Consider the following 12,435-nt stretch of genomic DNA (forward strand, 5'->3'; position numbering starts at 1 on the left):
ATAAACAAAAAACGCAGCTTAGGCTGCGTTTTTTATTAGAACTGGATTTAAGAACTCAATTAACGTAAATCCATCTCTTGTACTTTTTCATAAGCAATTTCTGGTGCAGTAACTTCAGGTTTAGCATGTTTATCTGCTTTTAAATGACCTTTACGATGCTTAAGAGCGGCATCTAACTTTTTAGCTGCACTGGCAATGGCTGGGTACATCACAGCATCAAGGCCTTTAGCTGCAATACGTGAACCTTCGTAATTGGTGCTAACTTCTACGTCGTATTCGCCATGTTCTTTAGCGATGATTACGTCTAATGAAATAAGAGTGGGGAAATGGCTCGCAAGCTTGCTGAACTTTTCTTCTACATGTTGTTTGACTGTGTCGGTAACGTCTACATGGTGACCAGAAAGATTTATTTTCATAGAGTGTCCTTAACGTAATAACGTCTATTTTAATGCTAATTTAATTGCTGACTTAAAATAGAACTTGGGGCATGTACTGTGGATCTCAAGAGATTAAATCAACAATGTGGCAAAATGAGATTCAAGTCACATCTGTAATTTAATTCTGTATTGTTTGTTTAGGCGATGCATAACTAAATAGTTATTACACCAAATAAATCTGAACAACCTTGTTCTTAAAATTATTTAACACCACAATACACACTTAGTATAGACATAAACAAGTCACTTTGTTTACTACTTTAGTGGGCTTTACAAAGCTTGCTCACAAAGCAGGCGAATAAGTAGTATTTTCAGTTAAATTTTAATCATTTAATGCAAATCAATGAAACTTAATTAATTTAGAGGTTGATAAAATGGCACCTAAAACACTGCAAATAGACATAGTTTCAGATGTAATGTGTCCATGGTGTATTGTTGGATATAAGCGCTTGCAACAAGCTTTAAGTACTTTTACCGCAATCGATGTTCAAATCACCTGGCATCCTTTTGAGCTGAATCCTGATATGGGTAAAGATGGTCAACATCTTGGTGAGCACTTAGCCGAAAAATACGGTTCTACACCGCAGCAAAGCCAACAAAATAGAGCCAATTTAACCGCTATAGGTAAAACCTTAGATATTGCATTTAATTTCACTGACCAATCACGTATTTACAATACGTTCAACGCCCACCAGCTATTGCAATGGGCGAAGTCATTTAACAAACAAACCGCACTAAAATTAGCCTTATTTGAAGCCTACTTTCAGCAACAGCAAAACATTGCTGATAATGAAGTGCTATTAAATGTGGTTGAAACGGTTGGATTAGATCGTGAGCTGGCTAAAACAGTATTAGCATCGCAACAGTATGCTAATACTGTTAGAGCAGAACAATCCCTGTGGCAAGGACGAGGGATCAGTGCAGTACCTGCAATTGTGTTTAACCAGCAATATTTAATTTCCGGCGCCCAAAGCGCAGAATACTTAGTTGAAACCATAAAACAGCTGCAAGAATAACGCGGGTTAACCATAGATAGTCACTTAACGTGGTCATCGTTTAATCAGCCTCCTGCCCATAAAAAAAACCAGCTTGCGCTGGTTTTTTATCAATTTAATCAAAAAATTACTGTGTATTGGTTGCAATAACGCTTTGCGGTTAGTTCAGCTTCATCACTTTCAATGCAGGTGAATCACTGCTTGGGCCAGTAACAGTGAATCGATAAGTGGCATCCATTGCAACCGACAGTTTCATATTCGCCCCTTTCTTTGCAAGGGTTTTGCTGTTGCCTTCTATCACTATTTCATCTCCCGCGACGGCACCAAAGTCCACAGTAGACCAATCACCCGTCGCAATTTTAAATTCATACTCACCAACAGCGATAGCGATATCAGCGGTGTAAACCGATCCCCCTTGATAGGCTAAGGCATCAACTTCCCCCCAACCATTCATGCCGCCACGAATATAAACGGTATTGCCAGCAAACATCTCGGTCTTATTGATGGTTAATGTCGGCTCGTTACGATGACTCATATCAAAGGTGAAGGTATATTCGCTATCACTATCAAACGTCACCTTTAAGTTACTGCCTTTCACTGCGAGTAATTTGGGTTCTGCCAATGTGACCGATGTGTCTGTTTCACCGCTACCATAATCAACCGTTGACCAGTCTGCTGAAGCCACTTTGAACTCATGGGTACCTGCTGTCACCATAATGTGGCTCTGATAAATACTGCCACCTAAGTAGACTAGCTCATTGGCTTCTCCCCAACCGTTCATGCCTCCTCGCACAAATACTGATGTGCCAGCAAATGGCTCTTCGTTATAAACCGTTAACACAGGATTGGCTTTATCTGATGCATCAAGCGAGAACACATAGGTTGCATCGGCGGTGGCACTGAATAGCATATTGGCGCCTTTGGCAGCTAATTGCTCAGCAACATCTTCATCGACTCCCGCAACATCGCTCGATAGCGCGCCAAAATCAACCGTGCTCCAATCTGCCGAGGCTATTTTAAACTCATAATCACCCGCAGCAAGGGTAATTGCCACCCGGTATTCACCCGCACCAACATAGGTAAATGAATCAACCTCTCCCCAACCGTTCATGCCGCCACGCACAAATACCTCTGTGCTACCAAATGGCACAACATCGGGCGCACCCGCTGTGGCATTAGCATTTAAGCCTGCGCCTTGTGTATCGCCTTGAGCTTTAACAAACACGGCCGTTGTATAAGCTGGAACGTTAAAGGTGCCTTCTCCCTCGCCCTGATTAAAACTAGCACCTTGAACGTCAATATCCATTGAGTTGACTAACGTTGGATGTAAGCTAAAACCGCTGGCTGTGGCTACGGTATGCGACTGAGCTGAAGCACTGCCATTTATCATTACCACCATAGCATCAACCATAGGGTCAATATCCACTAAACCAAGGCCATCATCCACACTCATCACAATCACACCTTGAGTTTGGCGTTTACCGATATTATGAAATCCAACGCGGTCGATAATATCTTGCTCTGTGGTTAAACGCAGTAATGGGCTCGTTTTACGAATCGATAAAAACTCATTAAACACGCTAGAGGCAAACTCAATTTCAGACATTGATGCTGCTGAATTGGGGTTACCCGATCTTTTGATAATTTGCGCCATTTTGGCAGCATTATCTTGCTTTAACGGTAAACCGACATTCCAGTTGTTGCTGTTTTTGGTAAAGTCGACCCAGTTGAACCAATCGCCAGAATCATAGGTATTTCGGTCCATTGATTTTGAGCGCAACATGTCTCCGCCCATTTGTAAAAATGGAATACCCTGACTCATTAACGGAATAGTTGCTGCGATATTTTGCACTCGTACCCGTGATGCTAATGACAAGGTTTCATCATTTGAATACTGCAAGATATCCCAAAGAGTCTCGTTATCATGCTTTGAGACATAATTAATACTGTCGGCTGGATCTAGCGCATAGGCTGTTGGCTGACTATTCCAACTAAAGCTACTGCCTTTGGCTGAGTTACCGTTGAAGTCTTTTAACACGTAGTTTTGTAAGTTACCGGCCATCGATAACCTTAATGTATCTTGATCACGCAAGTAATCATCTTTTTGCTCAGAAGTGAATAAAGCACCACCACGGACGGCTTCGCGGATACGGTCGTTAAAAGTGCCTACCTCGCTACCCGCCATGTTCGCTTGCACCGCTTGTTCAAATAAACGGTTATCGGCCACCTCACCAAAGTTCCAACCCTCACCATAAAAATAATTATCGGCATCAACGGCTTGTACAGCCTCACGCGCAGCCAAAATACTACTTTTCGGCATATGCCCCATCACATCAAAACGGAAGCTATCAAAACCATACTCTTTGGCCAGAATCACCATTGAGTCGGTAACAAACTTGTCCATCATGCGGTGCTCTGTTGCGGTGTTATCACAACAGGTTGAGGATTCAATTTTTCCACTAATCTCGTTATATCTGTGGTAATAACCTGGCACTACTTTATCCAACACTGAGTTATCCCATAGGCCAGAAGCACTGGTGTGGTTATACACCACATCAAGTACCACTCTCAGCCCTAACTCATGTAACGCTTGGTTCATGGCACGTAATTCAATAATACGCGCAACACCATCTGCATCACTGGCATAACTGCCTTCTGGTGCAATAAAGTGCTGTGGATCGTAACCCCAGTTAAAGCTGTCGTAACCTCGCATAGCATTCACTAAGTCTTGGCTATCAAAAGAGCCTACAGCATATCCCGCTAAAATCGATTCTATAGTGGCTGATTTATCTTGGGTTTTACACGCAGTAGCACTGTCATCAATTTTTTCACATAAGGCACCTAAGGTATCGGTAATATCAATACGCTGAGCGGGATTTTCATTGATGGTCGCTATGTCTGTCACTGGCAAAAGATGAAAATGAGTCACCCCCTTTTCAGCAAGTGTGCGTAAATGTTCAACAGGTGCTGACCCCTCTTCAGTAAAGGCTAAATACTTACCTCGGTTTGCGACTGTGGTGCTTTCGTCACGGGCACTAAAATCACGTACGTGCCCTTCGTAAATCACTGCATCTTCAGGATTTGCAATGGTTGGTATGGTATGTCCATCCCAGCCTTCAGGTTTTAAGTCGTCATCAGTTAAATTAACAAACTGGCTGTAACGGCCATTGGTTGACACGTTAAGAGAGTATGGGTCGGTGGTTTCTAACGTTTCGATTTTTTTCGAAACAGGATGATACACAGTTAACTCGTAGCGGTAATACTGACGATCAAGGCTGATATCCCCAGTAAATGACCAAATACCCGTTGCGGTATCTAGGCTCATAGCCTCGGTTTTGGTGAGTATTTTAGCGTTATCATAAATCTTTAAATTCACGCTTTGTGCCGTTGGCGCCCACACCTTAGCGGTTATCCCGTTGTCATAGGTAATGCCTAATGTCGCTTCATCGGCATCATTATCACCCGTGGTGTAAAGTGCATCTAACACCTTGGCTACTTGCACATGGGTGGCGGCAACGGGTTTATTGTCACTATCATATGCAACCAACACCAACTGCTCTTTAGCCATACTCTTAGCTTCATCTGCAGTAAAATTCGCGTCATAGGCGGGCCAAGTAGCTAAATGCGGCACCAAGGCTTTTTGCGCATCACTTAAGGTTGCTTCCGTTAACTCAATTTGCACACCGCTAATATTGCCCTCATTATCGGCTTCAATGCCTGCACTGGCAGAGTGGTGTAAAACAAATTTGGCAACGCCCTCTGGAGACTCATTCCACACAAAGGTGTTTTGGTCTAGCCAGTGAGCACTGGCACCGTCAATAGAAAAACCGACATCCAAAATTGGATAGTCATACACATCCGACTCACCATGAATGGTAAAGTTAACCCGGTTAAATTGTGCTTCAGGCGCGACATCATTTTCAAATGACTTAAGATTCATCACTAAATCACTGTCACCCAGTGCTTTACCTGATCCTTCAGTACCGACATGAATAATAAAGTTGGCACAATCGCTATGACCTTCTTTTAAATTAATCAGCCAGTAAGCCCCATAGTTAGGATCGATACCATCAAACGAATGACCATTGGCCCAATCCGTTGAATCAAACGGTGGAGCATAAGCATCGCAGGTATCGTTATTCCATGAGTGGAGCTTATAACCAGGGTAATTAGGGTTGGCGTTGGAGTTATCTTTGTCTTTAATTCGGTTGTAATACAGCACTGCCTGATTAGGTCCAGCTAACACGGATGGCAAAGGTAATTCAGGGTTATAACCTACTATGCAACTTTCATTTTTTGCATCGGGAAACTTAGGCGCAGGGCAGCTTAATGGCGGTGGCGGCACACAATCTGTACCTGCTGCGTTTGGTACATTAGGCACATTACAGGTTAATAACACTTTTCCGGGCTCGGCAGAATCGCCACCGCAGCCTATCAATGCTGTCATACTCAGTGCAAAAACACTGAAGGTTGTTATTGTTGACTTGGTCATCATGACTGACTTCTCCCCATCACTTTTTGTAGTAACGCAATCTGGTGTTGTGTTTTGATTGTTTTCTGTTGATTGAACTTTGACTGCTGATTACATGGCATAAGTGAACCCCAAATAGAATTCGCGACCAAAATATTGCAAAGTGCCGGTTTTATTTTCTGTGCCGAAGTAACTCTTGGTTGGCTCGTCGGTAAGGTTATTCACCTGAAACAATACGCCTAAGCCATCAGTAACCTGATAAGACGCTTGATAATCGATAACGGTTTCAGCATCAAAGTTAACCACCTGTTCGTTAATCGCCACCTGCTCAGAGACGAACTCATCGCGATAACGCGCACTCACACGGGTTTCAAAACCTTCGTAGGAATAAAACAAGGTGGCACTCACTACGTTATTTGATAAACCTGGCAAATCTTGAGTTGTGGTATCGCCACCAAGATTGGTCATCGATTGCACTTCAGATTCGGTATAGGAATAACTGGCGTTAAAACCTAATCCAGACCAGGCATCAGGCAGCGAAGCAAACACTTGGGTATAGGCTAGCTCTAGTCCACGAATATACCCGCCTTCGGCATTATTTACCGCTGTAGTATAGGTGCCATTAGTTGTAGCAATTTGCTCTCCGCTAATTTCATCAATGATGTATTCAGGCACGTTAAAGCCATTGCCTTTAAAATCGAAGTTAGTGATAGCGACGGTATCGATAAATGAATCAATATTTTTGTAGAAAATCGCCGCCACAAAGGCGCCTTCATCAAAGTATTGCTCAAAAGACAGATCATATTGATCCGCATAAAACGGCATTAAAAATGGGTTGTTGGTACTTGAGCCATTAATTTCACCATCATCCGAAACCGAGGCGCTGATATCGCCCGCTAAACGGTTAATAGGTGGGCGAGACATCACTTTGGCCGCAGCTACGCGGATTTGCGAATCATCCGCCACTTTGAAATTCAAATTAATAGAAGGCAGATAATCGGTGTACGTCACCCCTTGAACGGTTTGCACATAATTTTGGTTAATAATGCCGATACTGTCAGTGATGTTTTGTGCCCCAAGGTCAACATCACCCTCAACATTTTGCAGCATGGTGGCTGATTGGTCAGTATCGACCATACGTAAACCAAAGTTACCTGTCACTGGAATACCTGCAATTTCAGTGTCGATATTGGCCATGACATATGCCGCTAGCACCTCTTCATACACTTCACCGCTTTGCAGCATGGTCCATGAGTAGTTAGTGGTGTAACCTTTAGGATCAATCACCCCGCCAGCGTTGCCCCAAGTTTGTACGGGTTGTGGCACACCATTCGGAAACCATGCATTTAAGGCCGAATCTAAATCTATGGCGAGATATGAGGGGAAATAACTAAAATCACCTTGCCAATCGACAACGGTTGCCATGTCCTGTGTCAGCTTTAACGGCGGTTCTGACTTTGAAAATGCACCGTCATTACCATATTCAAATACCGAGCGATCATTTGAATAGGTTCTATCAGAGTAACGCACGCCAAATTCGATACTGCTGATCACATCGGTTGCAAGATCGTACTTAAAATCTAATCGATAAGCTTTAACTTCATCCTCGTTTTCAAATGGGTAAATACCGTATTTACTCACCATAACCCGATCAATATCAGAAAATGCTTGTGCTTGATTAAACCCCACATCCGGTAAATCTAGGCCATTAAGTAAATAGCTAATCGACACGTTCTCATCAAAAATGGGCGTCTCAGCATTGGCATCTTCGGCCACATTTGACCATAACAAGCCATTACGAAAATCACTTTTTGCCGATGATAATGACACGTCGACATTCACATTTAATTTTTCAGTCACTTGCCAATCTGCGTTAATGCCATAGCTGTTTACTTCATCAAAATCTTGGTTATCATCATTGACAATTTCAACGCGGGTGTAGCTTTTAGATGTGCGATTAAAGGTGCCACCTATCACGCTATTGCCATCAAATGTCGGATTAGCAACACTGGCATTGCGGCCACCTAATTTGACACGATAGCCACGGGCAAAGGCTTCACTGTCAAAGCGGGACATAAACGCATCCCCCTTTAGCACAAAATTGTCGACGGGTGCCCATTCAATGGCGCCCATGTATCCATTACGGGTTTCGACCCCACCTAAGTGCTGAATTTCAAACCCTTCACTGATGTATTCATAACTTGGGTTATCAATGGGCCCATTAACATCGTTTGCTAAACCATCTAACTCTTTAGAGTCGTTATACGCTAAACCAATAAACTGGGTAGCCACACTCGGCTGGTCTAAACGGGCATAGCCAACCGCCAAACCTAATGTGTCTTCTAAAAACTTGCCTTGATATGAAAAGCTTAATCGGCTGCCATATTCTTCGGCGCCATAGACTTCACTAGCGCGATCGTTATGCATGCCACGAACATTAACCACAAAACTGTGGTCTTTATCGGTACTTAAAGGGCTGATTGTTTGTAACTCAACGGTACCAGCCACCCCACCTTCAATAAGCGACGCTTTAGGTGATTTATATACAGCAGCTGAACTGATTAACTCTGAAGGATATTGGTCAAACTCAATGCTGCGAGACCCGCTTGTAGAGACTTGTTCACGACCATTTAAGGTTGAAAATACAAACCCGCCTGACATGCCGCGAATGTTAATTTCAGCCGCCTGCCCGCCTGTACGTACCGCAGAAATACCGGGTAAACGCGTTAACGCATCGGCCATAGATACATCGGGTAAAGCCCCCAAATCATCGGCTGAAAGCTGTTCTGATACGGTATCGCTATAACGTTTAGAATTAAGCGAATCAATTAAACTGCGGCTATAGCCTTTAACTGAAATGCGTTCGATAGGTTCATCATTATCACTCAACACCTCACGATTTAACTCCGTCTTGGCAGTATCAGTCTGATCAGTTGTGCTAACCTCAGCCGTCATGGGTTGTTGTTCTGGCGTCACTTCATCAGCAGCTAGCGCAGAACAAGGCATGAACATCACACTCATTCCTGCCGCAATCGCTAGCGATAGTACACTGGGTTTACTTTTGAGCATTGGTTTTCCCCTTCATCTTAAAGGTTTTATTGCGCCCAACACTCAGATATACCACTAACACTATCTCGAATATCGAACAATTATTATGCCGATATACTAGGCTTCCCCCTCTTTTGTTAACAACACACTGCATACGTATTCATAACAATTGCGCAACAATTTATTTTTTGGTTAGTGAGGTGTTTTATGTGAAATCGTATTTTTAGGTATAAAAAAGAAAGTGTTATTACCAAGTTGAATAGCTGTATATATTTTGGGGTTAATTCTCATCATAAATTCATTTATATGATGTGATTGAATACATACAAAAAGCATGGACATTAAGCGCAAGTTAGTGTTGAATCATCATCGAATTACGCATTGTGGTAACAATGTGGTCGCTCAAATTAGGAGTAGTAGATGGGTTTTAAAGTAACTGTTGATTGGCACACTTCACCAGCAACAGAAGGCGAATTTAATCGTGATCATCAAGTCAAATATGGCAGTGGTCAATCGGTTGAAGCTTCATCGGCACCTGAATATAAAGGTAACGAAGATAAAGTTAACCCAGAAGAAAACCTTTTGGCTGCGCTTTCTTCATGTCACATGTTGACCTTTTTAGCGATTGCGCACCTTAAACGTTTACCTGTTAGCACCTATACCGATAACGCTATTGCAGATTTAGGTAAAAATGACGCAGGTAAAATCGCTGTTGTTAAAATGACCTTAAATCCTGAAGTCGTATTTGCTGAAGGTATTGAGGTGAGCGATGAAACGATCGCCAAAATTCATGAAAAAGCACACGCAAATTGCTTTATTGCTAATTCATTAGCTTGCGAAGTTGAAATTAAGCACTAAATTATGCGTTAAATAATAAAAAAGCCGCTAATTGCGGCTTTTTTGTGAGTATTTATCGGCATATTACTCAGATTTTTGCATAAAATCTTCGCTAAAGTCGGTTTTCCAATACTTGTAACCTTGAACAGTGGCCTGAGCGGCAGCGCCCATTAAATTCACTTGATAAGTTTTCACCCCATCAATATCAACCGACTGGTTGGCAGATGCTTGATCGCCCTTCTCTTCATATTTAGCACTGGCTTCTGCCTGAGCTTGGCCTTCATAACCCGACTCTTTAAAACGCGTTAATGCGTCACGCTTGATAAAAGCTTGTACATAAGCCATTTGCTTCCAACCGATCCCAGCACCCACACCACCTGTTGCAAAACGGTAGTAAGACTTTTGGCCACCTTCAGTTAGTACACAAATTCCACCGCCAGTTGAAAGCGCAAATAAGTAACTATTACTGCCCGAACACACCACATAACCCACAGATTGATTTACTGCAGTTCTTGCTGCTGGATGTTCTTTATAAATTTCAGCTAATGCTTCTTGTGTTTCTTTGCGGGCATTGGCTTTTTTGGATTCAGGCGTATTACCCGTAGCGCATGCAGATAAACCTAAAATAGCGGTTAGTAAAACAATAATTGATAAAGACTTAGTCATATTTACTCCTAGTAATTCTGCGGCAAAGATAAGCAACTACCATGAAAACTCAAAGTAAATATCGCCTCAAAACATAACATTACCTTATACTATCAACCTTGGGCGCACAAAAAATCAACATCCTTTACGTTATGTCAGCAGTTTTAGCAATTTTTTACAATCAGCCGATAGGCAAGTGGTCTTTTTAGATAGTCATTCTGTTTATCTCTGTTTAAAATGAAGAAAATATTTATTGGACATAAAATTTATGAAGCAGTTATTTGCAAACTATCAATGGAACAGCACGCTATTTAACTGCCAAAGTAATGACTTAAAGCAATTTGAGAAATATTTATCCGCTCAAGTTACCCGTTTAAACTTGCAAGCCAAACCTTTAGGTTTTATTGATAACAACCACCAGCAATATCCGTTATCGCTTTACCAATCAGCAAACATTCACTCAGATAAACCGTCAATTTTGGTCTGTGCGGGATTTCACGGCGAAGAATCTGCCGGACCATGGGGATTAATCAGCGCCTTAACTCTGCTTGAGCCAAGCGTACTTGAGAACGTGAATTTGAGCATTTTACCTCTGGTCAATCCAAGCGGATTTAGTATCGGCAACCGATTAAATCTGTTTCAGCAAAATCCTAACCGAGGTTTTGTATATCAATCAGGGCAAGTCGCATCAAACCAGCACACCTCGGTTGAAGGGCTTCTTTTACAACAATCCATGGCCACATTACTGGGGGCCTCTGAGCATGGCATATTAACCTGTCATGAAGATGTGTTACTGCATGACACTTATTTGTACGCATTAGAATCTCATGCATTACCTAGCCCGCTCAGTTATCAGCTACGCGATAGTCTTGGACGATACTTCCCGATTGCCGCTGACGGTGAGATTGATGATTGCCCTGTTAAAGATGGCATTATTTTTAATCATTTTGATAGTTCATTTGAAAGTGCGTTATTTCAAAGTGGCAGTCAAATTGCTATCTGCACCGAAACACCAGGCCAGCAAGATTTTGATCAACGCGTGCTTGCTAATCGTGATGCGATTACCTTGTTTATCAACCACTTTGTTAATGAAAATCGTCAATAGATCATAATGTCGTGGTCACATGGTCAGGGATGTTCTCCACATCACACTGACATTTCCCATTTCCCTATGGGTCAGATGTAAAAGAGCGACCTTATGTGCAAATACTGCTTCGGGACGCTTTGCGCCATCCATGGCCGCTTAACGAAAACGTCCTGTTTTCGATACCCTCAGCCGTATCTACACCGGGTCATTTTATCTCTTCGATTTAGCTTCATTTGATATAAGTTTTGATTTGAAAACTAGCTTGGTTTTGCCCCAAAGTTTGCTGTTTTTCGCCCATACTAGATTTAGCTCGTAAGTTTTCTTTAAGTATTTCCAAACTCCGTTTGGAATAACATCGCAGGATTCCATCCTGCACCGGCCAAAAGGGTATCAACAGCAATACCCTCTTGGATCACCCTGCCGCCCCTGACGAAAAATGCTGAAAAGCGCATAATTTTCGATGGGGATCGATCCAGCTTTAAACCGAGTTTGTAGTCCGCTTCGGCAATTGTCAAAAAGCCCTAACGCTTCCGATGAGCCGTCCATGGCCCAACGAAAGCTAGCTTGGCATCCATGCCAAGCTCACGAACTTTTCTCGATGACCTCAATTCAAACCGAACATCCAAGCTTTTCTTATGGAGTTGTTACGAATGAAGTTAAATCGGAGATGTGAAAATTATGGGTGCTGATGAGCCAGCGAGTATCCAAAACAGGGCGAAGTTTCACTAAGTGAAACATTTTTGAGCGAGAGGCATGGATGCCGAACTGGCTGTTTAACATGGATGTTATTGTTTTGGTTAAGCCCACATGGAAGTGCTTGCGGCGTTTCGCTGGATCATCTGCACTTGAAGCCACTCTTTCACGCCCATGAAATTTAATTAAGTTAAGATTTTATAAAAAAGCCCCATCTGTGAT

Annotated in this window: 8 protein-coding genes; 3 read left to right on the forward strand and 5 right to left on the reverse strand. The window is 42.5% G+C overall.

Features of this window, described 5'->3' with window-relative positions:
• Positions 1 to 59: 59 nt before the first annotated feature.
• Complete coding sequence (gene hpf / locus NE535_RS18215) at positions 60 to 416, reverse strand: ribosome hibernation-promoting factor, HPF/YfiA family (RefSeq protein ID WP_261299976.1); 357 nt, start codon at positions 414 to 416, stop codon at positions 60 to 62.
• A 395-nt stretch (positions 417 to 811) separates the two neighbouring features.
• Between hpf and NE535_RS18220 the strand changes: the two genes are divergently transcribed.
• Positions 812 to 1,453: a DsbA family oxidoreductase gene (locus tag NE535_RS18220; protein WP_261299977.1), complete on the forward strand. Its 642-nt coding sequence runs from the start codon at positions 812 to 814 to the stop codon at positions 1,451 to 1,453.
• A gap of 139 nt (positions 1,454 to 1,592) precedes the next feature.
• Here the strand turns inward: NE535_RS18220 and pulA are convergent, their stop codons facing one another.
• Positions 1,593 to 5,927 carry a pullulanase-type alpha-1,6-glucosidase gene (gene pulA, locus NE535_RS18225; RefSeq protein ID WP_261299978.1) on the reverse strand — a complete coding sequence of 1,445 codons (4,335 nt, stop codon included), beginning with the start codon at positions 5,925 to 5,927 and terminating at the stop codon, positions 1,593 to 1,595.
• Positions 5,928 to 6,014: 87 nt separating this feature from the next.
• Entirely contained in the window at positions 6,015 to 8,972 is a 2,958-nt protein-coding gene (locus NE535_RS18230) for a TonB-dependent receptor (RefSeq protein ID WP_261299979.1), read from the reverse strand.
• 399 nt (positions 8,973 to 9,371) lie between these two features.
• On the opposite strand from NE535_RS18230, the gene NE535_RS18235 reads away from it, so the two are divergent.
• Positions 9,372 to 9,809 carry an OsmC family protein gene (locus NE535_RS18235; protein WP_261299980.1) on the forward strand — a complete coding sequence of 146 codons (438 nt, stop codon included), beginning with the start codon at positions 9,372 to 9,374 and terminating at the stop codon, positions 9,807 to 9,809.
• 63 nt (positions 9,810 to 9,872) lie between these two features.
• Here the strand turns inward: NE535_RS18235 and NE535_RS18240 are convergent, their stop codons facing one another.
• On the reverse strand, positions 9,873 to 10,454 hold the full coding sequence (locus NE535_RS18240; protein WP_261299981.1) for a lipid-binding SYLF domain-containing protein: 582 nt from the start codon (positions 10,452 to 10,454) through the stop codon (positions 9,873 to 9,875).
• A gap of 247 nt (positions 10,455 to 10,701) precedes the next feature.
• Here NE535_RS18240 and NE535_RS18245 point away from each other — a divergent pair, with 247 nt between their 5' ends.
• Positions 10,702 to 11,538, forward strand: coding sequence for a M14 family metallopeptidase (locus NE535_RS18245; RefSeq protein ID WP_261299982.1), 837 nt, complete (start codon positions 10,702 to 10,704; stop codon positions 11,536 to 11,538).
• Positions 11,539 to 11,843: 305 nt separating this feature from the next.
• Here NE535_RS18245 and NE535_RS18250 read toward each other — a convergent pair whose 3' ends face one another.
• Positions 11,844 to 12,035: a hypothetical protein gene (locus tag NE535_RS18250; protein WP_261299983.1), complete on the reverse strand. Its 192-nt coding sequence runs from the start codon at positions 12,033 to 12,035 to the stop codon at positions 11,844 to 11,846.
• Positions 12,036 to 12,435: the final 400 nt, after the last annotated feature.

The sequence above is a fragment of the Shewanella holmiensis genome, from assembly GCF_025370255.1.
In the GTDB taxonomy this organism is placed as follows: Bacteria; Pseudomonadota; Gammaproteobacteria; order Enterobacterales; family Shewanellaceae; genus Shewanella; species Shewanella holmiensis.

Excerpts from the sequence above, each read along its gene's own strand:
- hpf (WP_261299976.1), bottom strand. The coding sequence starts at position 416 with ATGAAAATAAATCTTTCTGGTCACCATGTAGACGTTACCGACACAGTC.
- NE535_RS18220 (WP_261299977.1), top strand. The coding sequence starts at position 812 with ATGGCACCTAAAACACTGCAAATAGACATAGTTTCAGATGTAATGTGT.
- pulA (WP_261299978.1), bottom strand. The coding sequence starts at position 5,927 with ATGATGACCAAGTCAACAATAACAACCTTCAGTGTTTTTGCACTGAGT.
- NE535_RS18230 (WP_261299979.1), bottom strand. The coding sequence starts at position 8,972 with ATGCTCAAAAGTAAACCCAGTGTACTATCGCTAGCGATTGCGGCAGGA.
- NE535_RS18235 (WP_261299980.1), top strand. The coding sequence starts at position 9,372 with ATGGGTTTTAAAGTAACTGTTGATTGGCACACTTCACCAGCAACAGAA.
- NE535_RS18240 (WP_261299981.1), bottom strand. The coding sequence starts at position 10,454 with ATGACTAAGTCTTTATCAATTATTGTTTTACTAACCGCTATTTTAGGT.
- NE535_RS18245 (WP_261299982.1), top strand. The coding sequence starts at position 10,702 with ATGAAGCAGTTATTTGCAAACTATCAATGGAACAGCACGCTATTTAAC.